22 protein-coding genes are annotated in these 26011 nt (G+C 66.8%); 6 read left to right on the top strand and 16 right to left on the bottom strand.

The genetic code is table 11. From position 1 onward, the window contains the following. Positions 1-66 precede the first annotated feature (66 nt). On the bottom strand, positions 67-3780 hold the full coding sequence (metH, locus tag I4484_RS10895; RefSeq protein ID WP_197447333.1) for a methionine synthase: 3714 nt from the start codon (positions 3778-3780) through the stop codon (positions 67-69). 245 nt (positions 3781-4025) lie between these two features. Here metH and nfuA point away from each other — a divergent pair, with 245 nt between their 5' ends. Next, positions 4026-4616, top strand: a complete 591-nt coding sequence (nfuA, locus tag I4484_RS10900) for a Fe-S biogenesis protein NfuA (protein ID WP_197447334.1) — start codon at positions 4026-4028, stop codon at positions 4614-4616. A gap of 76 nt (positions 4617-4692) precedes the next feature. On the opposite strand, the gene I4484_RS10905 is transcribed toward nfuA, so the two are convergent. Further along, positions 4693-5736 (bottom strand): DNA-binding protein, encoded by a 1044-nt coding sequence (locus I4484_RS10905; RefSeq protein ID WP_197447335.1) that lies wholly within the window; start codon positions 5734-5736, stop codon positions 4693-4695. A gap of 269 nt (positions 5737-6005) precedes the next feature. Here I4484_RS10905 and I4484_RS10910 point away from each other — a divergent pair, with 269 nt between their 5' ends. Beyond that, on the top strand, positions 6006-7217 hold the full coding sequence (locus tag I4484_RS10910) for a site-specific integrase (RefSeq protein WP_197447336.1): 1212 nt from the start codon (positions 6006-6008) through the stop codon (positions 7215-7217). A gap of 28 nt (positions 7218-7245) precedes the next feature. Next, entirely contained in the window at positions 7246-7677 is a 432-nt protein-coding gene (locus I4484_RS10915; protein WP_197447337.1) for a SufE family protein, read from the top strand. Here I4484_RS10915 and I4484_RS10920 read toward each other — a convergent pair. The 12 genes from I4484_RS10920 to gorA all read right to left on the bottom strand — a co-directional run bounded on the left by I4484_RS10920 (position 7641) and on the right by gorA (position 17865). After that, positions 7641-8048, bottom strand: coding sequence for a ribbon-helix-helix domain-containing protein (locus I4484_RS10920; RefSeq protein WP_197447338.1), 408 nt, complete (start codon positions 8046-8048; stop codon positions 7641-7643). The genes I4484_RS10915 and I4484_RS10920 overlap by 37 nt on opposite strands. A gap of 69 nt (positions 8049-8117) precedes the next feature. Beyond that, complete coding sequence (locus I4484_RS10925) at positions 8118-8699, bottom strand: DJ-1/PfpI family protein (RefSeq protein ID WP_197447339.1); 582 nt, start codon at positions 8697-8699, stop codon at positions 8118-8120. A 143-nt stretch (positions 8700-8842) separates the two neighbouring features. Then, positions 8843-9193, bottom strand: a complete 351-nt coding sequence (yidD, locus tag I4484_RS10930) for a membrane protein insertion efficiency factor YidD (RefSeq protein WP_197447340.1) — start codon at positions 9191-9193, stop codon at positions 8843-8845. 3 nt (positions 9194-9196) lie between these two features. Continuing rightward, positions 9197-9649, bottom strand: a complete 453-nt coding sequence (hisI, locus tag I4484_RS10935; RefSeq protein ID WP_197447341.1) for a phosphoribosyl-AMP cyclohydrolase — start codon at positions 9647-9649, stop codon at positions 9197-9199. Between the two features lie 21 nt (positions 9650-9670). After that, the gene (locus tag I4484_RS10940) at positions 9671-10123 is read right to left on the bottom strand and encodes a transcriptional repressor (RefSeq protein ID WP_197447342.1); all 453 of its coding nucleotides are present in this window, start codon (positions 10121-10123) and stop codon (positions 9671-9673) included. A gap of 33 nt (positions 10124-10156) precedes the next feature. Next, a complete protein-coding gene (locus I4484_RS10945; protein ID WP_197447343.1) occupies positions 10157-11152 on the bottom strand; it encodes an alpha-L-glutamate ligase-like protein in 996 nt (331 codons plus the stop codon). A 5-nt stretch (positions 11153-11157) separates the two neighbouring features. Continuing rightward, a complete protein-coding gene (locus tag I4484_RS10950; protein WP_197447344.1) occupies positions 11158-12663 on the bottom strand; it encodes an inactive transglutaminase family protein in 1506 nt (501 codons plus the stop codon). A gap of 45 nt (positions 12664-12708) precedes the next feature. Then, entirely contained in the window at positions 12709-13503 is a 795-nt protein-coding gene (locus tag I4484_RS10955) for an ATP-dependent zinc protease (protein ID WP_234283489.1), read from the bottom strand. 378 nt (positions 13504-13881) lie between these two features. After that, positions 13882-14277 (bottom strand): ectoine synthase, encoded by a 396-nt coding sequence (locus I4484_RS10960; protein ID WP_197447346.1) that lies wholly within the window; start codon positions 14275-14277, stop codon positions 13882-13884. A gap of 92 nt (positions 14278-14369) precedes the next feature. Further along, positions 14370-15635 (bottom strand): diaminobutyrate--2-oxoglutarate transaminase, encoded by a 1266-nt coding sequence (gene ectB, locus I4484_RS10965; RefSeq protein ID WP_197447347.1) that lies wholly within the window; start codon positions 15633-15635, stop codon positions 14370-14372. 80 nt (positions 15636-15715) lie between these two features. Next, positions 15716-16294: a diaminobutyrate acetyltransferase gene (ectA, locus tag I4484_RS10970; RefSeq protein WP_197447348.1), complete on the bottom strand. Its 579-nt coding sequence runs from the start codon at positions 16292-16294 to the stop codon at positions 15716-15718. A gap of 209 nt (positions 16295-16503) precedes the next feature. Then, the gene (gorA, locus tag I4484_RS10975) at positions 16504-17865 is read right to left on the bottom strand and encodes a glutathione-disulfide reductase (RefSeq protein WP_197447349.1); all 1362 of its coding nucleotides are present in this window, start codon (positions 17863-17865) and stop codon (positions 16504-16506) included. A 170-nt stretch (positions 17866-18035) separates the two neighbouring features. Here gorA and can point away from each other — a divergent pair, with 170 nt between their 5' ends. From can to I4484_RS10990, 3 genes are all read left to right on the top strand, one after another. Further along, on the top strand, positions 18036-18692 hold the full coding sequence (can, locus tag I4484_RS10980) for a carbonate dehydratase (protein ID WP_197447350.1): 657 nt from the start codon (positions 18036-18038) through the stop codon (positions 18690-18692). Between the two features lie 68 nt (positions 18693-18760). Beyond that, a complete protein-coding gene (pepQ, locus tag I4484_RS10985) occupies positions 18761-20071 on the top strand; it encodes a Xaa-Pro dipeptidase (RefSeq protein WP_197447351.1) in 1311 nt (436 codons plus the stop codon). Between the two features lie 3 nt (positions 20072-20074). Then, positions 20075-21115, top strand: a complete 1041-nt coding sequence (locus I4484_RS10990) for a hydrolase (RefSeq protein ID WP_197447352.1) — start codon at positions 20075-20077, stop codon at positions 21113-21115. Here the strand turns inward: I4484_RS10990 and msrA are convergent. Next, positions 21096-21710 (bottom strand): peptide-methionine (S)-S-oxide reductase MsrA, encoded by a 615-nt coding sequence (gene msrA, locus I4484_RS10995; protein WP_197447353.1) that lies wholly within the window; start codon positions 21708-21710, stop codon positions 21096-21098. The genes I4484_RS10990 and msrA overlap by 20 nt on opposite strands. A gap of 61 nt (positions 21711-21771) precedes the next feature. Continuing rightward, the gene (locus I4484_RS11000; RefSeq protein WP_197447354.1) at positions 21772-26010 is read right to left on the bottom strand and encodes a translocation/assembly module TamB domain-containing protein; all 4239 of its coding nucleotides are present in this window, start codon (positions 26008-26010) and stop codon (positions 21772-21774) included. Position 26011 lies beyond the last annotated feature (1 nt).

A 26011-nucleotide genomic window follows, 5' to 3' on the forward strand; every position in this document is an offset into this window, starting at 1 on the left:
GCGTACTATCGGTTCATCTGAAAAACGCCCGTGCCGGTGGCACGGGCGGTGTCGAATGGCGACACGTCAGGCCGGATCGTAGGAGAGCACCGGCGACAGCCAGCGCTCCATCTCGGCAAGCGTCATGCCCTTGCGCTCGGCCAGCGCCTCGACCTGGTCGCGGGTGATCTTGCCGGTCGAGAAGTACTTCGACTGGGGGTGGGAGAAATACCACCCCGAGACTGCCGCGGCCGGCCACATGGCGAAGTTCTCGGTCAGCTCGATACCGGCGTTCGCCGTGGCATCGAGCAGGCGGAACAAGGTGCGCTTCTCCGTGTGGTCGGGGCAGGCGGGGTAGCCCGGCGCCGGCCGGATGCCCTGGTACTTCTCGGCGATCAACGCATCGTTGTCCAGCGTCTCGTCGGGCACGTAGCCCCAGAACTCCTTGCGCACCCGCTCGTGCATGCGCTCGGCGAAGGCCTCGGCCAGGCGGTCGGTGAGGGCCTGGACCATGATCGCGTTGTAGTCGTCGCCGGCGGCCTTGTAGCGCTCGGCCAGCGCCTCGACGCCATGGCCGGTGGTCACGGCGAAGCCGCCGATCCAGTCGGGCTTGCCGCTCTCCTTGGGCGCGACGAAATCCGCCAGGCTGTAGCAGACGCCGTCGCGATTCTTGGTGGTCTGCTGGCGAATGTGATGCAGCCGCTCGATCACCCGGCTGCGCGACTCGTCGGCATACACCTCGATGACGTCGTCATCGACGCTATTGGCCGGCCACAGGCCGATCACGCCGCGCGCCTCGACGCGCTTCTCGTCGATCAGCTTGCGCAGCATCTGCTGGGCATCGGCGAACAGGCTGCGCGCCGCCTCGCCGACCACGGCGTCGTCGAGAATCTTGGGGTACTTGCCCACCAGCTCCCAGCTCATGAAGAAGGGCGTCCAGTCGATGCGCTCGAGCAGCTCCTCGATATCGTAGCCATCGAACACCTTGAGGCCGGTGACGGCAGGCCGGGGCGGGGTATAGCCGTCCCAGTCGATGGGCAGCTTGCGCTGACGCGCCTCGGCATAGCTCAGGTCGGCCGCCTTGGGTCGACGCTTGGCATTGCGGTCGCGCACCTGCTCGTACTCGGCCTTGATCTCGGCCACGTAGGTGGGCTTGAGCGCGGGCGAGAGCAGCTTGCCGGCCACGCCGACCGCCCGGGAGGCGTCGGCCACGTAGATCACCGGCTCGTCGTACTGCGGCTCGACCTTTACCGCCGTATGCGCCTTGGAAGTGGTGGCGCCACCGATCAGCAGCGGCAGCGTGAAGCCCTGGCGCTGCATCTCCTTGGCCACGTGTACCATCTCGTCCAGCGACGGGGTGATCAGGCCCGAGAGACCGATAATGTCGGCGTTCTCCTCGCGGGCCGTCTGCAGGATCTTTTCCGCCGGCACCATGACGCCGAGGTCGACCACGTCATAGTTGTTGCACTGCAGGACCACGCCGACGATGTTCTTGCCGATGTCGTGTACGTCGCCCTTGACCGTGGCCATCACGATCTTGCCCTTGGCCTGCTGATCTTCCGCCGCGAGCTCGCTCTTCTCGGCCTCGATATAGGGAATGAGATAGGCCACCGCCTGCTTCATGACCCGCGCCGACTTGACCACCTGGGGCAGGAACATCTTGCCCGCGCCGAACAGGTCGCCGACCACGTTCATGCCGTCCATCAACGGCCCCTCGATCACCTCGATGGGGCGGCTGGCCTGCTGGCGGGCCTCCTCGGTGTCGTCCTCGATATAGGCCGTCACCCCCTTCACCAGGGCATGCTCGATTCGCTTGTTGACCGGCCAGGAGCGCCACTCGAGGTCCTCCTTTCTGGCCGCACCGCTGCCATCGCCCTTGTACTTCTCGGCCAGATCGACCAGTCGCTCGGTGGAGTCGCTGCGGCGATTGAGCACCACGTCCTCGACCGCCTCTCGCAGCTCCTCCGGCAGGTCGTCGTAGACCGCCAGCTGGCCGGCGTTGACGATACCCATGGTCAGCCCGGCACGGATCGCATGGTAGAGGAAGACCGAGTGGATCGCCTCACGCACCGGGTTGTTGCCACGGAAGGAGAACGACACGTTGGAGACGCCGCCCGAGACCATGGCGTGGGGCAGGTGCTCGCGAATCCAGCGGGTGGCCTCGATGAAGTCGACGGCGTAGTTGTCGTGCTCTTCGATGCCGGTGGCGATGGCGAAGATGTTAGGATCGAAGATGATGTCTTCCGGCGGGAAGCCGACCCGTTCGACCAGCAGCTCGTAGGCGCGCTGGCAGATCTCGGTCTTGCGCGCGAAGGTATCGGCCTGGCCGGCCTCGTCGAAGGCCATCACCACCACGGCGGCGCCGTAGCGGCGGCACAGGCTGGCCTGCTCGAGGAAGGCCGCCTCGCCTTCCTTGAGCGAGATCGAGTTGACCACCGCCTTGCCCTGCACGCACTTGAGCCCGGCCTCGATGATCTCCCACTTGGAGGAGTCGATCATGATCGGCACGCGGGCGATGTCGGGCTCGCCGGCGATCAGGTTGAGGAAGCGCACCATCGCCTCCTGGGACTCGAGCATGCCCTCGTCCATGTTGATGTCGATGACCTGGGCGCCGTTCTCCACCTGCTCCAGCGCCACCTCCAGCGCCGTGGTGTAGTCCTCTTCGACGATCAGCCGCTTGAAGCGCGCCGAGCCGGTGACGTTGGTGCGCTCGCCGACGTTGACGAACAGCGAACTCTTCTCGATGTTGAACGGCTCGAGGCCGGAGAGGCGGCAGGCGCGCGGGCGCTCGGGCACCTGGCGCGGCGCCAGGCCCTGGATGGCGGCATGGATCGCGGCGATGTGCTCTGGGGTCGAGCCGCAGCAGCCGCCGATGATATTGACCAGGCCGCTCTGGGCGAATTCGGCGACGATGGCGGCCATCTCCTCCGGCGTCTGGTCGTACTCGCCGAATTCATTGGGCAGCCCGGCGTTGGGGTGCGCGGAGACGAAGGTGTCGGCCTTGTTCGAGAGTTCCTCGAGATAGGGGCGCAGCTCCTCGGCGCCCAGCGCACAGTTGAGGCCGATGGAGAGCGGCTGGGCGTGACGCACCGAGTTCCAGAAGGCTTCCGTGGTCTGGCCGGAGAGGGTGCGCCCCGAGGCGTCGGTGATGGTGCCCGAGATCATGACCGGCAGGCGCTCACCGCGGGCCTCGAACAGGGTCTCCAGGGCGAAGATGGCGGCCTTGGCGTTGAGGGTGTCGAAGATCGTCTCGATCAGGATCAGGTCGGCGCCGCCTTCGATCAGCGCTTCGGCCGCCTCGTAGTAGTTGTCGCGCAGCTCGTCGAAGGTGACGTTGCGCTTGGCCGGGTCGTTGACGTCCGGTGACAGCGAGGCAGTGCGCGAGGTCGGCCCGAGCACGCCGGCGACGTAGCGCGGCACGCCGGTTTCGGCCGCCACGGCGTCGCACACCTCGCGCGCCAGGCGCGCCGACTCGCGGTTGAGCTCGGGCACCAGCGCCTCCATGCCGTAGTCGGCCTGGGACAGGCGGGTGCTGTTGAAAGTATTGGTCTCGATGATGTCGGCACCGGCCTCGAGATACTGGCGGTGAATGCGCGTGACCAGATCGGGGCAGGTCAGCGCCAGCAGGTCGTTGTTACCCTTGAGGTCGGAGGGCCAGTCGCCGAAGCGCTCGCCGCGGAAGTCGGCTTCGTCGAGCCGCGCATTCTGCAACATGGTGCCCATGCCGCCATCCAGCATGAGGATGCGCTCGCCGAGCCGTTCGGAGAGGGAGGCGGTCAGTGCAGAAGGTAGGGCGGCCATGGGTCGGGTCAGTCTCCAGCGAAAGTCACGTCCAGGAATCGAGGCCGCCCCGCGAATTCTTGTCGGCTGCTGGCGGTGGCGGTCGTGTCGGCCCGCCATGGTAGCAAAACCAGCGCCTTGAGGGCAGGGCCGATCAAAAACCGAGCAAAACAGTCGGGATTGTCTCTCAGCCGGCTTTTGCTTACCATAATGGCATGTCACTTACGGCCGGCCGACGCGGCCGAGGCCCGACCAGCGAGAACACCATGAGCGAGACCATCCAGATTACCGACAGCGCCCAGGACTACCTCGCCGAGCTGCTCGAGAAGCAGAACGTCGAGGGAATCGCGGTGCGCATCTTCATCACTCAGCCGGGAACCCCCTACGCCGAGACCTGCCTGGCCTACTGTCGCCCTGGCGAGGAGGAGCCGAGCGACGAGAGACTCGCGCTCGAAAAGATCGTGGTGTTCCTCGACAAGAACAGCCTTCCCTTCCTCGAGGAGGCCGTGGTCGACTTCAATGCCGACCGCATGGGCGGCCAGCTGACCATCAAGGCGCCCAACGCCAAGATGCCCAAGGTCAACGCCGATAGCCCGCTGGAGGATCGCGTCAACTACATCCTCTACAGCGAGATCAATCCCGGCCTGGCTGCCCACGGCGGCGAGATCAAGCTGGTCGAGCTGACCGAGGATCAGGTGGCGGTGCTGGCCTTCGGCGGCGGCTGCCAGGGCTGTGCCGCGGTCGACCTGACCCTCAAGGAGGGGGTGGAGAAGACCCTGATGGAGCGCATCCCGGAGCTGGCCGGCATCCGCGACGTGACCGATCACACCGATACCACCAACGCCTACTATCGCTGAGCCTCCCGCGGCGAGCCGCATCTGGCGGGATCGCCGCGGTTCACACCGAACGCGCCCACCGGGCGCGCCGCTCCTTTCAGCGAACGCTCTCGGAAGGCTCTATCCTGGAGCCTTCCTGGGTTTCGGCTCCCCGTTCCGCACGGCGTGACGCCTTTCCTTCCTCGTCAGGCTGCCAGGTTCGCCGCATCAGCTCCGCTTCGAGCGTACGCAGGCGTGCCGCCTGCTCGTCGATATGGCGTTTCTGGTCGTCGATGCGGGCCTGCAGCAACGACTGCTCGTGGCGCAGGGTATCGATGCGCTCCTCGGCACGGCTCCTGGCCCACTGGGTCTCGCGATGCTGTTTCTCCTCCCTGGACAGCGCCGCCTGGGTCTCGTGCAGCTGCCGCTGCATGTTCTCCTGGCGCTTCTCGAGTTGCGCCACCGTGGCGTCGTGTCGCTTCTCGGCCGACATCCGCTCTTGACGCGCCTCGTCGAGCAGGCCCATCAGTCGCGCCTCGGCGGCCTCGTGGCGCTGCTCCTCCTGGTTCAGGCGCGCCAGTTGCTGGGCGTCGCGGTCGGCCAGCGCCTGCTGGTGCGCCTGCATCTGCTGCTCGTTCTCTCGCTGCAGCTTGTCGAGCTGCTGCAGGGTGCGATTCAGGCGCTGTTCCAACTGGCGCGTGCGCTCCTGCCACTGGTCGCGCTCGCTCTCCACCTTCGCCAGCGCAGCACTACGCTGCTCGAGCCGCTGCTCCGTGCCCGCCAGGTGCGCTGACAGGGCGGCCTCGCGCTGCTCGGCATCCTCGACCTGGCGCTGCGCCTCCTGCATGGCGGCCTGCGCATCCGCCACGCGCCGGTCGGCCTGCTCGCGGTAACCCGCCAGCCCCTCGCCGGCCGCCTCCTGGGCCTTGTGCCACAGGCTTTCCGCCAGTTTCAGCACCGGTTCCGGCATGGATTGGGAGGCGGGCAGGTCGCGGCTGGCCTCACGCTGCAACCGCCACTCCCTCAGATGATCGCTGATGGTGGTAAAGCTGCCGGTTCCCAGCACGTCGCGAATCTTCTGGACGCTGGGCGCCTCCCCTTTGGCCAGCAGGGTCTCGATGGCCTGCTGGACGTCCTCGTACTGCACACCGCTGCGCGCCATGACGATCTCCTTGTGTGGTGGGGCGGCTGATCCTTGCTCTAGCGGCAGGCGTCGCTTGTTGTTGCTGTTTCCGTGCGCCCGCTTGGATACCTAAGCATAGCGACTTTCGTCCAAGGCGGAAAGCTAATTACATTATACGTAATTACGTAATTTACGTAACGCAGATCACCAAAAATTCATGATTACCCGTCTTATCTTGAATTTGTTGCCGCTACACGGGAGACTCAAGCACACGACAAGGGGCAGAAAGCACAGCGGCAGGGCAGGCGATGCACGAACGAGAGGCGTACGAGGAGAGCGGCAGTGACACCACCGCGAACCGGAACCAGGGGCGGCCGCCGGTTCGCCATGCCATCCCACCGACGGCGGTTCCTGTCGTGGCCAACGCCAATGGCGCTGCTCGTATCGCGGCCAGCAGCGATGCCGAGGCCGTGGCCCTGTGGCTTGCCGAGTACCGTGCCAGCCCGCAGACCCTGCGCGCCTATCGCCGCGAAGCCGAGCGGCTGCTGCTATGGCTGGAACACCGGGGGCGGGGTCTCGAGCAATTGCACCGCCAGGACCTGGACGCCTTCGAGGCGTTCCTGGCGTCGCCCACGCCGCGCCACCTCTGGGTGGGGCCGCCGCGGCCGCGACACGCGCCGGACTGGCGGCCGTTTCGCGGACCGCTGTCGCCGGCCAGCCGCAGGCAGAGCCTGGTGATCCTGCAGGGCATGTTCGCCTGGCTGGTCGAGGCGGGGTGGGTCGAGCACAACCCGTTCCGCTTGATGCGCGACAAGCGCCGCCGGCTCGACAATCGCCAGCCCGGCATCGATCGCTATCTGGAGCGCCCGCTGTGGGAGTGGCTGTGGCAATGGCTCACCCAGCCCCTGGAAGATGACGCCAGCGCTCGCGAGCGTTATCTATGGCAGCGTCGGCGCGTGATATTCGGCTTCGCTTACCTGCTGGCACCGCGTATCGGCGAGATGGCCGGCGCCGAGATGGACGACTTCTTTCAGCGCGAAGGGCGCTGGTGGTGGCGCGTAGTGGGGAAGGGCGACAAGGCTGCCCGGATACCGGTGCCCGACGACATGCTGGCCCTGTTGCGTGACTGGAGGCGTGAACTCGGCTTATCCGCTGAGCCTGCGCCCGGGGAGGCAGGCCCCGTGCTGCGCGGACTGGACGGCCAGCGTGGCCTGGGCGACAACCAGCTCTACCGCCTGATACGCGACACCTTTCACCAGGCCGCCTCGGCCCTGGAAACCGAGGCCGGCGATACGGCGACGGCACAGGTGGCGCGGCTGCGCAGCGCCACGCCGCACTGGCTACGCCATACCGCGCTCACGCACCAGGCCCAGGCCGGCGTGGAGCTGCGCTACCTGGCCAGCACCGCTCGCCATGCCCGACTGGACACCACCGCCCAATACCTCCATACCGAAGACGAGGAGTGGCATCGCCAGCAGTCGGCCCATGGATTGCCCGGCAGGGCGGCTGAGCCGGTATAATGGTGGACGAGCCAATACGGGAGACGACATGACTACCGAAGCCACGGCCGAACAGGCCCAGCAGGCGCTGCTGGAAGAGTTCGAGATGTTCGACAACTGGATGGACCGCTACCAGTACATCATCGACATGGGCAAGCAGCTGCCGGCGTTTCCCGAAGAGTGGAAGACGCCGGAGCGCAAGATCCAAGGCTGCCAGTCCAACGTCTGGATGCATCATCGCCGCGAGGGCGAGGTACTGCACTTCGACGCGATATCGGATGCCGCCATCGTCTCCGGCCTGATCGCCGTGCTGATGCGCATCTACAACGACCGGCCGGCCGCCGAGATTCGCGACACCAGCCCGCATTTCCTCGAGGATTTGGGACTGGACAAGCACCTTTCGCCGACGCGCAGCAACGGGCTGCACGCCATGCTCGGCAAGATCTACGAGGTCGCCGACAGCGAGGCAGCCTCGGCCTGACGCCGCCCCGGCGCGAGCGCGATGGCGTGCCGTCGCCGCTCCCGCGCGAGGATGCCCTCGGCATCCAGACTGGTGATGGAAACGTCACGCGCGGCAGGGATCTCGCCCGCCAGTTGCAGCGCCTGGTAGCGACCACAGCAGACGCGCAGGAAAGAAGCGAAGTTGGCGGGGTCGTGGCCGGCCTCGGCGCACTCCCGCGACAGCTTCGCCAACAGCTGGCTCAGGGACAGCCCGTCGCGCCTGCCGATCTCCTCCAGGATCGCCCAGAAGAAGCGCTCCAGGCGCACGCTGGTGGAGACCCCGTCGAGGCGGATGGAGCGGGTCCGGGGCTCCCAGAGGCTGGATTCGGCGCCGATGAAAAGCCTGCACATGCCGTTGTCCCCCTTGCTGGCCCGACCGACACCTCATCATGGTACCGGATGCGGGCCAGAGCAAGGCGATCAGGGCTCAATGCGCGTTCCGAGGACCTGCAGGAACTGGGCGAGCCAGGCAGGGTGGGCGGGCCAGGCCGGAGCGGTGACCAGCTTGCCATCGGTAACCGCATCGTCCACCGCAATGTCGGCATAGCGCCCCCCGGCCAACTCCACCTCGGGTCGACACGCCGGGTAGGCCGAGCAGGTACGCCCCTCCAGCACCCGGGCGGCCGCCAGCAGCTGGGCGCCATGGCAGATCGCCGCCACTGGCTTGTCGGCCTCGAAGAAATGACGCACCAGGCCGATGACCTTGTCGTTCAGGCGCAGGTACTCCGGCGCCCGGCCGCCGGCGATGACCAGGCCGTCATAATCGGCCGGCTCCACCGTAGTGAAGTCGGCGTTGAGCGTGAAGCGATGGCCCGGCTTCTCGCTATAGGTCTGGTCGCCCTCGAAATCGTGAATGGCGGTGGCGACGGTGTCGCCGGCCCGCTTGTCGGGGCATACGGCGTCGACGCGATGCCCCACGGCCTTGAGGGCCTGGAACGGCACCATGGTCTCGTAGTCTTCGGCAAAGTCGCCGCACAGCAAGAGCAGTCGCTTGGCAGGCATGGCGTGTCTCCTCATCGACTCGTCGTGGTGGATGTGCCCACGCATCAGTCTGGCACGGGCGGGCCGGAGGAGGGTGGTAGCGGGCTACTACAGCCACTCGTCAAGCAAAGGCAGGCGCGCGACGAGGCGCCGGCATGGCAGTGTCAGCGTTCAGGCAGGTGGCACGCGTGGCGACAGCGAAAGTGCTCGTCCAGCTCGGGGTCTTCGCGACAGAGCCGTTCGCTGGGTCCGCCGGGCACGGGATCAAGGCCGCCTTCGCTACCGGGGTGGCAGCGTACGATGCGCTTGGCGGCAAACCAGCCGCCGCGCAGCGGGCCGTGGACCTGAATGGCTTCCACCGTGTAGTGGGAGCAACTGGGCCAGAAGCGGCAGCGTGGGCCCAGCAGAGGGCTGATCGCCAGCTGGTAGAGCCTGACCAGGCCGATCATCGCGAACCCAAGAGCGCCGCGTAGCAATCGACCAAGGCAGGCGAGCCAGGCCGCCAGGCAGGGCATGGCTCAGCGCCCCTCCGCCGGCTTGCGGTAGAGGGTTTCCGGGTCGATCAAAGGCTCGCTGGTGATGCGCGCTTCGCCGTTTTCCAGGGCCACGTAGAAACAGCTGCGCCGCCCGGTATGGCACGCGGGGCCGGTCTGTTCGACCTGCAGCAGCAGGGTGTCGCCGTCACAGTCGAGGCTGGCTCCGCGCAGGTGCTGCTGCTGGCCCGACGACTCCCCCTTGCGCCACAGCTTGCCGCGGGAGCGCGACCAGTAGCAGACGCGCCCGGTGGCGAGCGTCTCTTCCAGCGCCTCGCGGTTCATCCAGGCCATCATCAACACTTCACCGCTGTCGTGCTGCTGCGCAATGGCGGGGATGAGGCCGTCGCCGTTGAAGCGTACGGCGCCGAGCACCTCGGCCAGCGGCACTCGGGAGTCGAGCTCGGCATGCTCGAGTTGCTTGAAGGTATCGGTCATGGCTTTTCCGTTATGACTCGCTCAGGCCTGCGCCACTGCCTTCAGGCACAGGTCGCAGCTGCCCAGCAGCTCGATGGTCTGGCGCTCGACGCGAAAGCCGAGGTCGCGGGCCTGGGCGCTGAGCTGGGCGTTGACGTCGTCCAGATGCAGCTCTTCGACGCGCCCGCAGTGGCGGCAAATCAACAGCTGGAAGCCGTGTGCATGCTCGGGGCAGGGGCAGGCTACGTAAGCGTTGAGCGACTCGATGCGATGCACCAGCCCTTGCTCGATGAGGAAATCGAGCGCGCGGTAGATGGTCGGCGGGCGGGCAGCCGCATGCTCGACGGCGAGCCGATCGAGCAGCTCATAGGCCTTGAGGCCGCCGCTGGCCCCGGCGATCATCTCGAGTACGCGTCGCCGGATCGGGGTGAAGCGCACCCCGCGAAGCTGACATTGTCTTTCGGCCTGCGCGAGCAGGGTGGTAGCGTCGGTCATGGGCGACCCAGGATTTCAGGAACAGCCACCATTCTACGTGGTGACACAAGGCTCGGCCAGCTCGGGATCGGGCAGGTCCTTGAGTTCGCCGCGGCGAGCGAAGTGCTGCTGGGCGAACGCGACCCGCGCCTTGACGCCCATCCCTTCGGGCTGCTTTTCCACCAGGTCCAGGCGTGAGCGCAGCCCCTCACCATTGGCCATTTGGATGGCGAGACCCGGGCGAGCATTGAGTTCGAGCAGCATGGGGCCGCGGTCGCGGTCGATCACCATGTCGGTACCGAGATAGCCGAGCCCGGTCATCTCGTAGCAGCCGGCGGCCAGTTCCAGCAGGTTGGTCCAGTCGGGAATGCGCAGGCTGGCCAGCTCGTGGCCGGTATCCGGGTGGTCGCGACGCGAGCGGTCGAACTGGACGCCACGCACCGCCGTGCCTGTGGCGATGTCGAGCCCCACCCCCACCGCGCCCTGGTGCAGGTTGGCCTTGCCGTCCGAGGCGGCCGTGGAGAGACGCATCATGGCCATCACCGGGTAGCCGCGGAAGATGATCACGCGAATGTCCGGCACGCCCTCGTAGGTGTACTCGGAGAGCTGCTCGTCGAAGTTGATCAGCGCCTCGATCATCGCCACGTCGGGCGCCCCCCCCAGCGAGTAGAGCCCCGACAGGATGTTCGAGATGTGGCGGTGCAGGTCCTCGAGGCTGAGCTTGGCGCCGCTGGGCTTGACGAAGCCATCGCTGTCGACCCGCTCGATCACCAGGATGCCCTTGCCGCCGCTACCCTTGGCCGGCTTGATGGCGAAGCCGCCATGCCCCTCGATCATCTTTCCGACCTGCTTGACCTCGAACTGCGTGGTCACCGTGCCGATCAGTGCCGGTGAGGTGATGCCGTGCTTCTCGGCAAGCAGCTTGGTTTTCAGCTTGTCATCTACCAGGGGGTAGAGACGGCGCTTGTTGTAGCGTCCGATATAGCGGATGTTGCGCCGGTTCATGCCGATGATGCCGCGGCTACGGAGTTGGCTTGGCCATACCCACATGATGCTCAGTCCTCGGTGACCGGTTTGAAGCGCCGCAGCTCGAGCAGGCGGTAGCCGGTGTAGTTACCCAACAGCATGATCAGCGCCATGATGATCAGCTGGACGCCCAGGAAGTTGAAGGTGATGTGACGAATCCAGGGATTGTTCATCGCCAGGTACGCCAATACCGCCGTTATGAGGCTTCCGCCGCCCTGAATCAATACCTGCTTGGGGCCTTCCTCTTCCCACAGGATCGACATGCGCTCGATGGTCCAGGCCAGGATGATCATCGGGAAGAAGGTGATCGTCAGGCCCGCGTTGAGGCCCACCCGGTAGGAGAGCACGGAGAAGATCGAAATGATGGCGATGACCGTGATGATCACCGCCGAGACTCGAGCCACCAACAACAGGTTGAGATAGGAGAGGTAGTTGCGTATCACCAGCCCGACGGAGACGACCAGCAGGAAGCCGACCAACCCGGTGGGCAGGGTCGTCTGGATGAAGGCCAGTGCGATCAACACGGGCATGAAGGTGCCCGAGGTCTTGATCCCGACGAGGATGCGCAGGAACACGACGACCAGCGCGCCGATGGGAATGAGCAGGATGGTCTGGAACAGCGCCTGCTCCTCGAGCGGCAGGCTGTGAATGGAAAAGTTGAGCAGGGTATCGTCGGCCAGCTGGCTGCGTACGGCAGCCGCAGCAGGCTGGCTGCGCGACAGCATGGAGAAGGTGACACGCGAGTTGGTGCCGCCCTGGACCTCGAGCACGGCACGTCCGGCCGTCTCCCAGAGCAGGAGATTCTCCGGCTGACCCTGGTCGGCGGTGCGCGGGTTGAACAGCGCCCAGTTCTCTTCGTCCTCGAAGACCATGATCCAGGAGGTCAGCGTCTGGCGCCGGCGCCCGTCCTCGAGCATCAATCCGCTGACTTCGCGGGCATGCACGCCGGCCTGATTGAGCAGGCGCACCAGCAGGGGCGTACGCTCGAACTGGGTCAGCAACAGGCGTGCGTTCTCGCCCTGGCGATCGTCGTTGAAGTCGCGGATCAGCTCGCGTGTGAACGTGTAGGGATCGGCGCTGCGCATCCAGGCGCGCTCGATCACCTGCGCCGCCGCGGTATCGTAGGGGCGCTCCCAACTGACTTCGCGCAGGGAGGGGCGCGAGATCTGGCGCTTGCGCTGGTCATCGGTCACCAGCAGGCGCACGGAGTAGTAGAGCTGCTGGCTGCCGGTGGCCTGGCGGATCGACCACTGCGCGCGCCGCCCGGTTTCATCCTGCAGGAACGACAGCCCGTAGCCCGGGGAGGCGGTGTTCTCGGTCAGGATCCGGTAGCCGCGCTGATGCGAGGGCAAGGCCAGTTCGACGCGGGCGGGCTCGCCCAGGGCGGTGAAGTCGACGACCGCTTCGACTTCCCAGACCTGGCGCTGCTCGCCCGGGGTCCAGGGCACCTCCATCGCGATGTGTCGATGCAGGCTCGTGCCGATACCGAGCACCATCAGCAGACCCACGATGAGATAGAAGGGCAGTCGCGACATGTATCATCCTTGGCAGATAGGCAGATAGGGTAGTGAGGCTCGGTATCAGCCTTCCTCTTCGTCCCGGTCGTTGATCTCGTCTTCCGCCGCCTCGGAGGCCGGGCGGCCGCCGGGGAATTCGGGCCGTGGGTGAATGTAGTTCTCCGCCACGTCGATCAGGGCGATATCCATCAGAAAACGTCGACCCAGCAGGACCGGATAGTTGAGGTGGGTACGGTCGTTGAGGGTGAACTCCACCGTTTCACGGATCGGCCCCAGGGTCATCAGCAGGCTGACGACCGGGCGCGACGTGCTGCCGGCGGCCTGCATCACACGCACGCGACGCTCGACCGGCCGTTCGATCCACTCGTCGCGCACGCTGTCGACGACGACATCGTCCTCGTTCAAGCCCAGCTTGAAGCGCACCCAGTCCTCGCCGTCGCGCTCGAAGCGAGTGATATCGGTAGCCGAGAGAGAGGAAGTGTTGGCTCCGGAATCGACCCTTGCCCGCAGGTAGGTGCCTACATCGGGCAAGCCGATCCATTCGGAGCGACCGACCATCGACTTGGACGAGAGCGTCTCGCTCAGTTCATTGTTGCATTCCGCCGGAATCACCTGGGGCTCGTCGCCACGCTGCTCGAGCCGCTCGATATCGCCGCGTAGATGGCGAAGGGTGACGCCGGCATCGCGCAGCTCGGCGAGCAGCTCGGCCTGTCGCTGGTCGCTGGCAGCCTGGCCATCGGAACGGTCGCAGCTCTGCGCGATCTGTTCCTCGAGCTGGCCGATACGCGCCTCGAAGGCCGTAGGGCTGAGTGTGGGTTCGGGCTCCGGCTCTGGTGTGAGGGCGCATCCGCTGATCAATAATGTACTCAGCAACCAGGGTATGGGTGCGGATAGCGTTCTCGGTCGCATTGGAATTGACAGCCTCCGGTCGGGCTACGGGCGAGGCGTAGCGGCAGTGGGCTTGGCTTGAAGGGTGCGCGCGTCGTCGCGGTGAAACATGACGGTGGATGATAAGGATTTCGAGGTAGCGTTGTCCAACGCCGTGACAGAGATCCGATTTAACATAATATACATTACACGAACTAACGGATCAGGCTAGGCGGGCCGGATCGCACCAGGCAAAACGGCCCGCTGTCTGCCGGCATCGGCTCCCGCGTGACGCTATCCACACGACGAACCCCGACTCGCCGGCCGGGGTTCGTGGCTTCGCTGACGCGGCGGCCAATCGCCTTCATCTCATGCCTCGTCGGCCGGCGCGTAGGAGCCGTCCTCGCGATGCACTTCCTTGCCGGTAATCGGCGGCGTGAACACGCAGGCCAGGTGCATGGTCTTGTGGGCGCGCAGCAGGTGCTCGTCGTGCTGGTCGAGAATGTAGATGTCACCCGGCTTGATCGGCCAGATTTTGCCGTCGGCCAGGGTTTCCACTTCGCCTTCGCCCTCGATGCAGTAGACCGACTCGTAGTGATGCTTGTAATGAATGTGCGTCTCGGTGCCTTCGAAGATCCGCGTGATGTGGAACGAAAAACCACCGCCATCATTGGCCAGCACCAGGCGCGTGCTGTCCCAGGTGCCGCTCTCCGCCTTGACCAGGCGCTCGGTCTTGCGCGCTTCCTCGAGATTGCGAACGATCATTTTCCCAAGTCTCCGTTCAATCCATGGATTGGCCGGCAGCCGCTGCAGCCGGCCGACAAAAGGTCATGGGTGCCGCGTCGGACGGACGTCGCTCAGGCCATGACTTCCTTGACACTTGCCTCGAGAATGTCCAGCCCCTCGAGCAGGTCCTCGTCGGGAATGGTCAACGGGCACAGGCATTTGACCACCTCACCGGCCTGACCGCTGGTCTCGATCACGAGCCCCTTCTCGAACGCCTTGGCGGTGATCCTGTCGGCCAGCTCGCCATCGCCGACGTCGATACCGCGCATCAGCCCACGGCCACGCTCTGACGCCGCTACGCCCTGCTCGCTGATCCAGGCCGCGATCTTCTGGAAGCGGTCCTCGACTACCCTGCCCTTGCGCTGGACATCGCGCTCGAAGGTATCGTCCCGCCAGTACTGTCGCATGGCGGCGGCGGCCGTGGCAAAGGCCAGATTGAAGCCGCGGAAGGTGCCGTTGTATTGGCCCGGTTTCCACTTGTCCAGGTCGGGACGCATCAGCACGTGAGCGAACGGCAGGCCGAAGCCGGACAGCGACTTGGAGTTGGTCACGATGTCGGGCTTGATGCCGGCGTGTTCAAAGCTGAAGAACTTGCCGGTACGGCCGCAGCCGGCCTGGATGTCGTCGACGATCAGCAGGATATCGTTGTCGCGACAGATCCGCTCCAGGCGCTTGAGCCAGTCGAGGCCGGCCACGTTGATGCCGCCCTCGCCCTGTACCGTCTCGACGATCACCGCCGCCGGAATATCCAGGCCGCTGGAGTTGTCGCCCAGCAGTTTCTCGAAGTAATCCAGGCTGTCGGCGTGCTCACCCAGGTAGCCGTCATAGGGCATGAAGGCGCTGCCCTGCAGCGGAATGCCGCCGGTGGCCTCGCGGAACTTGCGGTTGCCGGTGGCGGCAAGCGAGCCCATGGTCACGCCGTGGAAACCGTTGGTGAAGGTGACGATGTTGTGTCGCCCCTGGGCGACCCGGGCCAGGCGGATGGCCGCCTCGACGGCGTTGGTACCGGTCGGGCCCGGCAGATGGACCTTGTACTCGAGCCCGCGCGGCTTGAGGATCACCTCCTCCAGCGTCTCCAGGTAGTCGCGCTTGGCGGCAGTCCAGAAATCGAGGCCGTGCACGATCCCATCGCTCTCCAGGTAGTCGAGCAGCGCCTGCTTGAGGTGGGGGTTGTTGTGACCGTAGTTGAGGGTGCCGGCGCCGGCGAGGAAGTCGATGTATTCACGGCCGTTCTCATCGGTCAGCCGGGCGTTCCTGGCCTGGGTGAAGACGACCGGGAAGGAGCGGGAATAGGTCCGCACGTTGGATTCGAGCCGTTCGAGAGTCTGGGTCTGCATGTCGACCTCCTGTCGGGATAGTCAAGCGTAGGAAAGCATGGACGGCCGAGGGGCTCGACCATCCAGCGATTCGGGTAGGATCAGATGCGCCGTGTGTCGAAGGGACCGATGCGCACGAGGTTCTCTGGGTCGTGTTCGCCGCCGAGCTGGTCCGTGGAGAAGTATTCACGACTGTTGAGCGGTGCCTGCCAGCGATCGGCCAGGCGCCGGAAAAGCCCCCAGGACGCCTGGTTGTCCGGCGTGATGGTGGTCTCCAGATGGTGGACCTCTCCCTGCTCGGGGCGACTCATGACGGCCTCGACGAGGCGGCGGGCCAGGCCGGTGCCGCGGGCCTTCTCACCCACCGCCACCTGCCAGAGAAAGTAGGTATCCGGCGCGTTGCTCTTCACGTAGCCCGAGACGAAGCCGACGATCTCGCCCTCCTCGTTGGTGGCGACGGCACAGCTATCGCGGAACTGGGTCGCCAGCAACAGGTAGGCATAGGCGGAATTCACGTCGAGCGGCGGACACGACTTGACCAGCTCGTAGATTCCCCAGCCGTCGTCGGGGTTGGGCTTGCGAATGAACAGTGGCGAGGCATCACTGCCGACCACGGCATCGGCCACGCTGGGGCGGGCCAGGTCGGCGGAAGGTGTGAAGGGCTGCGTTGTCACGTTCATGGTTAGGCTTCGCTGTAGCGATGTTGCTCGTAATGATAACAGGGCTCATCATTAAATCAAAACTAGCATTATGAGAGCGGCACAGTTCAATAACAAAAATTTATCGACAGTTGCCGAAGCGCCAGGGAAAGTGTAGCCCAGGAAACGACCGGGAGTCGGAACGACATCGGGCCGCTCGAAGGCGGCCCGAAGTGGCGTGGAGGAGCGCTTCAGCGGCGTGAAAGGGTGCGCATGGTGACGAACTCCTCGGCACCCGTCGGATGGATACCGACCGTGGCGTCGAAATCCGCCTTGGTCAGGCCGGCCCTCACGGCGATGGCGACGCCCTGGATCAGCTCGCCGGCCTCCTCGCCCACCATGTGGGCACCGACGACCACGTCGCTGTCGTCGGCGACGATCAACTTCATCAGGCAGCGCTCCTCGCTGCCGGAGAGCGTATGTTTCATGGGGCGAAAGTCGGTGCGGTAGACCCGAATCGCCCCGTACTGCTTGCGCGCCTGCTCCTCCGAGAGCCCGACCGTGCCGATGTTGGGATGACAGAACACCGCAGTGGCGATATTGCGGTAATCCATCGGGGCCGGTGGGGCGTCGCCGAAATGCTGCTGCACCAGATGCATCGCCTCCGCCAGCGCCACGGGGGTCAGCTCCGGCCCGCCGATGACGTCGCCCAGCGCCAGGATGGAGGGAACGGACGTCTCGAAGCGCTCGTTGACCTTGACCGTGCCGTCGCCGTTGAGCTCGATGTCCAGCGCATCGAGCCCCACGCCTTCCAGGTGGGGCCGGCGCCCCGTCGCCGCCAGCACGGCGTCGACCTCCAGCGACTCGCCGTTGGTGAGCGTGACCAGAAGCCCACCCTCGACCTTGTCGATACGCTCGACGTTGGCTTCGAAATGCAGCCTGACGCCCTTGGCCGCCATCTGCTCGCGGGTGAACTCGCGAACCTCGCGGTCGAAGCCTCGCAGGAACAGCTCGCCCCGGTAAACCAGATGGGACTCGCTGCCCAGGCCGTTGAAGATGCTGGCGAACTCCACCGCGATGTAGCCGCCGCCGAGGGCCAGGAAGCGCCGCGGCAGCTGCGCCAGGTCGAACACCTCGTTGGAGGTCACGGCGAGCTCACGCCCCGGGAAGTCGGGCACCCAGGGCCAGCCACCGACGGCCACCAGGATCTTGGCGGCGGTAATGCTCTCGCCCGCCACCTCGACGCGGTGCGCATCCACCACCCGTGCACGACCATGGATCAAGCGTACGCCGGCGCTGTCCAGCAGGCGGCCGTAGATCTCGTTGAGCCGGATAATCTCGCGAACCTTGTTGTCACGCAGCGTGGCCCAGTCGAACACTGGCGCTTCGGGCAGGCGCCAGCCGAAGCCACGGGCGTCCTGGAAGGCGTCGTGGAAGTGGGCCGCATAGGAGTAGAGCTTCTTGGGCACGCAGCCCACGTTGACGCAGGTACCCCCAAGGTAGCGATCCTCGGCAACGGCCACCCGGGCACCGGCGGCCGCTGCGGTGCGGGCGGCGCGCACTCCGCCGGAACCGGCTCCGATGACGAATAGGTCATAGTCGAAGTCAGACACTCGATTCTCCTCGTCTTGCCGGGCGTGGGACGACGGCCCGGTCGAATCGCTCGATCTTACCAGCGCGACCCATGGCGTGTGGAGCCGCCCCCGCGACTGCGCCGGTTGACCCCCATCCGCAGCGGCGGTAAAAGAGGCCCTCGACAACAGCCCCGGCGAACGGACCCAGCATGGACAAGGACATCGAAACCCTGCTCGACAACAACCGCTCCTGGGCGGAGCGAATGTGCCGCGAGGATGCGGACTACTTCACACGCCTGTCGCAGCAGCAGAACCCTGACTACCTCTGGATCGGCTGCTCGGATAGTCGGGTACCCGCCAATCAGATCGTGTCGTTGCCACCGGGCGAGGTCTTCGTGCATCGCAACGTCGCCAACCTGCTGCATCACAACGACATGAATGCGCTGTCCGTGGTGCAGTACGCCGTCGACATGCTGCAGGTCAAGCACATCATGGTGGTGGGCCACTACGGCTGCGGCGGCGTGAGGGCAGCCGTGGCCGGCGGTGAATGCGGCATGGTCGACTACTGGCTGCACTCGGTGCGTGAACTCTACAGTCAGCATCGCTCCGTGCTGGCGCACCTGCCACTCGACCAGCAGATCGATCGCATGTGCGAGCTCAATGTCCAGGCGCAGGTCAACAACCTGTGCCGCACCAAGATCATCCAACTCGCCTGGCAGCGTGGTCAGCCGCTGGCCGTGCACGGCTGGATCTACGGCCTTGGCGACGGCCGCATCACCGACCTGAAGTGCACCGTGAAGGGCCTGGACCAGGTGGCTACGCTCTACCGTATCGACCGCATCGAGGCGAGCCCCGACGCCTCCTGACTCGGGCCGACTCGAAACCGTGGGCGATGCCCCCTACACTGCGAGCGACGACACCCCAGGGAAACGCCATGGCCGATCCACTCGCCACGCTTCAGCAGCAACATCTCCAGGCCCTGGAACGCCATTACGTCGAGACCCTGGCGGCCCTGGGCTACGATGGCGTGCTGATCTACAGCGGCCGCCCTGCCCTGCACTTCGGCGACGACCAGTACGCCAGCTTCTGCAGCTATGGCCATTTTCAGCACTGGACCGGCCAGGCCGGCCTGGCCCATAGCTGGCTGCTGATCCGCCCGGGACGACGGCCCGTCTGTTACCTGCATGCCCCCGACGATTTCTGGCATCTGCCGGCGCAGCTCCCCGACGAGGCCTGGACCGAAAGGCTCGAAGTGATTCCTGGACGCTACGACGAGGCGCCCCCCATTGCCGCCGGCGGTCGCCTTGCCGTGGTCGGCGATGTCTCCGCCGCCACATCCGCCGCGCTTGGTGCGGAACTCAACCCAGCCGCCCTGCTCACCGCGCTGGATGAAGGCCGTGTACGCAAGTCCGATTACGAGGTCGCCTGCCTGGGCGAGGCCAATCGCATGGCCGGGCTCGGGCACCGCGCCGCGCGGGAGGCCTTCCTGGCCGGCGGCAGCGAACTCGACGTCCACCTGGCCTATCTCCAGGCCTCGCGTCAGCGTGAAAGCGAGCTCCCCTACGGCAACATCGTCGGCAGCGGCGCCCATGCCGCGGTGCTGCACTATCAGCACTACGACACGCAAGCGCCACGTGAGCGATACAGCCTGCTGGTGGATGCCGGTCACCGCCATCGCGGCTACTGCGCCGACATCACCCGCACCTGGGCCGGGGCAGATGCCGAACCGCTCTTCGGCGACCTGGTCGCGGGGATGCACGATATCAAGCAGCGCCTCGTCGAAGCGGTCGCGCCCGGCGTTGACTTCGTCGAACTGCACGAACGGATGCATTGCCTGCTCGGCGAGCTGCTGGTCGCCAGCGGGCTGGTCACCGGCTCTGCGGAGACGGCCGTCGAAAGCGGCATCACCCGTGCCTTCTGCCCGCATGGACTCGGCCACCTGCTCGGCATCCAGGTCCACGACGTGGCCGGCCGCCGGGCCAGCGACGGCACGGCGCTGCCTCCGCCCGCCCAGCACCCGGCGCTGCGCCTGACACGGGAACTGGAAGCGGGAATGGCGGTCACCATAGAACCGGGGCTGTACGTCATCCCCATGCTGCTCGAGCCGCTCACGTCGGGGCCTGCTGGGCGGCACCTCAACCGGGCTTCGATCGAGCGCCTCGCCCCCCATGGCGGCATTCGGATCGAGGATAACGTGGTTGTCACGGCCAACTCAGCCAGGAACCTGACCGCAGACATCGAGTGACCCATGCCTGAACGGTGGCAGCAGACCGGCTTCGTTCCCCCGCGCGGGTTGGCCAACCCGCACGTGCAGACGCTGCTGCCTCGATGCCTGCCTCGGCCCCACCTCGCACGCAACAGCGAGGTCCTCGAACTGCCCGACGGCGATTTCGTGGAGCTCGACTGGATCCTCCCGGCCCCTGCCGACTCCGGCGCGCCGCTCTTCGTGCTGTTCCATGGGCTCGAGGGCTCGTTCCAGTCACCCTATGCCCGTTGGCTGCTGGCCACGGCCAGCCGCATGGGCTGGCGGGCTCTGCTGATGCACTTTCGCGGCTGCGGCAGCCGACCCAACCGGCTGCCGCGCGCCTACCACAGCGGCGACACCGCCGACGCCTACTGGCTGATCGGTGAATTGTCGCGGCGCTACCCCAAGGCGCTGAAGGTGGCCGCGGGTGTCTCGCTGGGAGGCAACATGCTGCTCAAGCTCGTCGCCGAACAGGGCGGCGGCGGTCTCGACCTGGCCGGTGCGATCGTGGTCAGCGCACCGCTCGACCTCGCCGCCAGCGCCGAGAGACTGCACCGGGGGTTTTCCCGCCTCTACGAACGCCACCTGCTGAACGCCCTCAAGCGCAAGGTCGCGCCACGTCTCGCACGCGGCGAGCTGCCCCTGGCATTGGATAGCCGTGCGCTGGCACGCATCGATAGCCTGCGCGACTACGACGACGCCGTCACCGCGCCGCTGCATGGCTTTAGCGATGCCGCCGACTATTACCGCCGCGCCTCCGCCGGGCGCCTGCTCGGCGAAGTCGAGCTGCCCACCCTGATCCTGCACGCCGACGACGATCCGTTCATGCCCGCCGGCCTGTTCGAGCGACTGCCCGATCCGGCCGATGCAGTGCGCCTGGAGATCACCCGCCACGGCGGCCATGTCGGCTTCATGGAGTGGCGCGAACGGCGCCTGCAGCCCTGGCTGGCCCGGCGCCTGGCCCATGAACTCGCCTGCTGGGCAGACACCGGCGCGTCCTGCCAATCGGCGATGGATCACCACCTCAGCCGATCGGACAACTGACCCCGGTTCCCTGCAGGCCGCAGTACCCCCCCGGGTTCTTGTGCAGGTACTGCTGGTGGTACTCCTCGGCCAGGTAGAAGACGTCGAGCGGCGCGATCTCCGTGGTAATGCGGCCACGCCCGGCCTGGGCCAGCGAGTACTGGTAGGCGTCGCGGCTGTGCTGCGCGGCCGCAAGTTGGGCATCGCTGGTGGTGTGGATCACCGAGCGATACTGGCTGCCCACATCGTTGCCCTGCCGCATGCCTTGAGTGGGGTCATGGGCCTCCCAGAACACCCTGAGCAACGTCTCGACATCCACCTCCTGCGGGTCGAAGACCACCCTGACCACTTCGGCGTGGCCGGTGCGCCCGGTGCAGGTCTCCTCGTAGGTGGGGTTGGGCGTCACGCCCCCGGCATAGCCCACCGCCGTGACGTAGACGCCGGGCAACTGCCAGAACAGGCGCTCGGCGCCCCAGAAGCAGCCGAGGCCGAAGACGATTGTCGCGTGTCCCGCGGGGAACGGCGGCAGCATCGAGCGACCGTTGACGGCATGCACGCCCGAGACGCGCATCGGGGTGTCGCGCCCTGGCAGGGCATGGGAAGGCTCGACGGTCATGGCGATTCTCCTGTTAACGGGTCCCGTTGACGCCCCGTGACGCCCGCCCCGGGGCAGCCGATCATGGCGCTTCGTCGATCCGGGGCGGCTTGCCCGGCCGGGTGAAGATGTAGACCAGGTCCACGGCCTGGGCGGCACCCGAGACGGCCTGCACGTAGAGGTTACGCCACAGGGTGTAGCGCAGCGTCAGTTCGGCGATCGGCGAGAAGATACCGACACCATAGCTGACGCGCAGATCCTCTGTCAGGTAGCCGCTCACCACCACCTGGCTTTCGTCGCCGACCCCGGTGGTCTCCAGCGACAGGTCGTCGATGCCGAAGGCCTGGCCGATCGCCCCCACGGCGCCGCCGGTACGCCCCAGGGTGAGGCCAACCAGCGCGGAGGTCAGCGCGCCATCGGCGTCGCCATCCCGCGGTGCACGCCCGCGCAGCAGGTAGGAGAGCGCGCGAGCCTCGTCCATGGCCGGTTCGGAGAAGATCGTCAGGGTCGGTTCGGCAGCGAAGCCGGTCACTCGCAGGCCAGCGATGACGCCGTCCTCGGTGATGTCCGGATTGCGAATGGCCTCGAAGTCGAGCAGCGGCTGGTCCGGCGGGCCGCTGAACAGCAGCTGGCCCTGGCGGATCAGCAGATCCTGGCCGAAGGCGCGGAAGCGGCCATCGACCAGGTTGACCTCGCCGAACAGCTGCACCGGGCCGTCCTGCTGACGCACCTGCAGGGTGCCGGCCAGCCCGGTCTCGAGTCCCGACGCGGCGAGCTGCATGTCCGGCCCGAGATGCAGCTCGAGGCGCACATCCAGCACCATGCCGGCCTCGCGCAGGGCCACGGCGGCCGCTTCGTCGTCGCCCGCGGTGGCCGGCAGGTCCTCGCGCTGCCGGGCCCGCGCCTCGTCGCGCCGGGTGATGATGATCTCGTCCGGGCTGGGGCTGACGGCCGCCGGCGGCGCTTCGCCGATCTCCAGCCTCGCCCAGGGCACCTGCACATCGCCGCGCACGCGCAGTCGCCGGGGATCGATACGCACGGCGATCTCCGGGGCGATGCGCAGGCGCCCGAACTGGGGCAGGCTCACCAGCAGCGGGCGGCGGGTGCCGTCCAGGTCCACGGCGATGCGCCACTCGTCGAGAGAGGGCCAGTTGGCGTTGCCGTCGATGACCAGGCGCCCCTCGTCGCTGGCGACGTAACCCATCAATCGCGCGCTGTCGCCGGCGAACTCGACGCGTATGCGGCCATCCTCGACGATCAGCGGCACGTCGAGACCCGAGGCCTGCAGTCCGGTGAGTTCGAGCGCCCCGTCCAGGCTCGGGTTGTCGCGGGTCCCCGATATCCCGACCCGACCGCTGACGACACCCTCCAGCGTGTCGAGCCCTTGCACCAGGGTGCGATAACGCGACAGATTGAGCCCGTCCAGCACCAGGGTGCCGCTCAGCTCGGCGGCCCCCAGCGGGTCGTCGAGACCGATATCCAGATCGAGCCGCCCGGCATCGCCCAGGGTCAGGTCAAGATTGAGTGCCGTACGCGCCTGATCGGCATCCAGCGTCACGTTGAGTCGCGTATCGGGCATCGACCAGGGCTGGCCGTAGATGTCGACTCCCTCCAGGTCCAGCGCGCTGTCCAGCTCCGCCTCGACGTTCCAGCGGTTGCCGCCCTGGCGCCAACCTGCCTGGAGCCGCAGGTCGGTCTCGCCGCTCGCGCGCCACTCCTCCGGCAACCACTCGGCGAGCAGGTCCATGGGCAGGCCGCGCATCGACAGCACAACCTGTCCCTGGTCGGCGCCGGCCTGCAGCGTCTCGTCCAGGCAGACCCGCCCCCCCTGCTCGCGACGCAGGCAGAAGGGCTGCACCTGGGCCCGCCCGTTGGCGAGGTCGGCTTCGAACTCGACCGGCGAATCGAGACGCATGTCACCGTAATCGCTATCGACCTCAAGCGGTTCGATACGCCCCGTATAGCGCTGTCGCTCGGTGGAGAGCCCACCCTCGAGGCTCAGCTCTGCCCGCGAGAGCGGCATGTCGCGCCCGGCAAGCGCCGTCAGGTTTGCCCGATGTGACGACAGGCGACCGCTCAGGTCGAGACTCACGTCACTGAAGCGCTGGCCTCCGGCATCAAGGCGCTGGAGGTCCAGCGCCAGGTCGAGTTCGGGGTCGTCGAGCCCCTCCACACTGCCCGACAGTGCCAGCGCCTCGACGCGGTTGTCAGCGAAGGCCAGCCGGTTGCCCTGCAGATCGAGGTTCAACCGCGGCCGCCCCGACGTACCCGCAGTGCGGAAGCGCCCGGTCACGCTGCCGCTGAGCTCATCGTGCAGGCTGCCGAGCTCGGTGAGCGAGATGTCCCCGCCAAGATCCATGCGCTGCTCGGAGATGGCGCCTTCCGCCGTGATGCGATTGTCACCCTGGCGGAAGTCGAACTCATGCACCTGCCATTGCATGTCGCTGTCGCCTGCCAGGCGTGCCCGCAGCGACAGCGGCAGCTCCTGCAGCACGCCGTCGATGGCGAGGCGCGGCACACTCAGTTGCCACCCCGCCGGGGTCTGGCGGAAGGTCGCGTCGACGTTGCCGCTCAGGCGCCCCTCCATCGCTTCGGTGAACAGCCCAGGATCGACATTGTCGAGGCGAGCGGTGGCATCGACGCTCAAGCCCTCCTGCCACTCGATCCGCCCGCGGCTGACCACCGAGGCATCGCCGAGTGCCAGCGACAGCGGCGTCCAGGCGAAGTGCTCGAAATCGCCGCTTCCCGACAGGGCGACCCGGGTCAGGGGAATGTCGGGGCCTTCCAGGCGCATCGACAGCGCGGCGGTGTAATTCTCCAGGCTGCCCGACGCTTTCAGCGTCAGGTCCTCCACCACGAACGGCTCGGCGACTTCCGTGCCGTCGGCCTGAGCGGCGGCCATCGGCAGCGGCCACTGCAGGAACTCGCTCTGCAGCGCGGCATCGAACGGCACGCGGGGGTCCAGCACATCGGCGCTGGCGGTCAGCTCGGCGTCCACCGGGCCGCGCGCGGTCAGCCGTGTGCTCAACTCGCCCAGGTTGCCGTCCAGCGTCAGTTCGAGGCGCTGGCCGGCCAGCTCGGGCATCGTTTCGGGCACCCACAAGGCGGCCTCGAGTCGTGCCTCGAGCGGATAGTCGTCACGCAGCATGACCCGGGCGGTCAGGCGGGCGTCGGCATCGAGGCTGGCAACCTTCAACGCCGCAATCTCCACTTCCTGGCCACTCGCCTCGAAGGCGAGCGTCAGGAACCGCAAGTCGTAGTCCACGGGCCCGCTCACCTCGATGCCATCGACATGCACGCGCGGTGCCGACACGGTCACCGGCAGGGTGATATCGGGCAGCGCGATGCGTTCGCGCTGGTCAAGGGGTAGCGACGCCGCTTCGTCAGCGCTGGCCGGCGCCTGCACGGCCTCGGCTGCCGCCAGCGCCCGCTCGTCCAGCACCGCGGCGTCTCCCGCCGCCTCCAGGGCCAGCGCGGTGGCCGCCGGAGGCATCGCGACCCGCAGCGCAACGAGCCGCGTCGGCAACAGGGTGAGCCGCTCGTCCTCCGCCTCGACGCCTGTATGCAGGCGATCCCATCCGATACGCGTCCCGTCGGCAAGTCGCAGCTCGACATCCTCCACGTCGATTTGCGGCGCCACGATATCGAGCGGGAAGCGGAACGGCACGACGGCAGCCCCGGAGGCCTCATCCACGAACGGTTCCTCTGCCGGGACCGGAGGCGCCCCTTGGCCCGCTTCCGGCGTCGGCTCCGGTGACTGCGGCAGTTCGACACGCAGGCCATCGGCGCGGGAGGCCGCCAGGTGCAGCTGGCTGTTCTCCGCCTGGGCTGCCGTCGCCAGCCGCTCGAGCTCGATCCGGGTGCCGTCCGCCAGCTCGACCCGGGTGTCCTGCAGTGTCAACTCCCGGACCTCCAGGGGCAGCGGCAACTGGATGGGGTCGCTCGCCTCGACCTGTCGTTCCGGTTCTCCCGGCTCGCCAGCCCCGGTCTCATGCAGCCTTACGTGCCCTCCCTGCATGGCCAGGCGCTCGATGCACAGCCGGCCACGCAGCAGGCAATCGTCCGCCCAGGCGAGCTCGAGCCGCTCGGCGGCGATCTCGGCGGGGCCGGCCTCGAGTCGGAAGCCATGCAGCACCAGGCGGTCCAGCGGCGCCCCTTCGACCCGCTCCAGTTGGTAATAACCGCGCTCGGCGCCCTCCTCGAGCAGCAGACCGGCGCCCCACGGTGACAGCGCCAGGCCGATCACGAGAAACACGACCCCGGTCGCCAGCACAGGCAGCACAACCAGCAGTTTCAGAATGGCAAGAATCAATGACCGCATC

The sequence above is a fragment of the Halomonas sp. SS10-MC5 genome (assembly GCF_015992245.1).
Lineage (GTDB): Bacteria > Pseudomonadota > Gammaproteobacteria > Pseudomonadales > Halomonadaceae > Halomonas > Halomonas sulfidoxydans.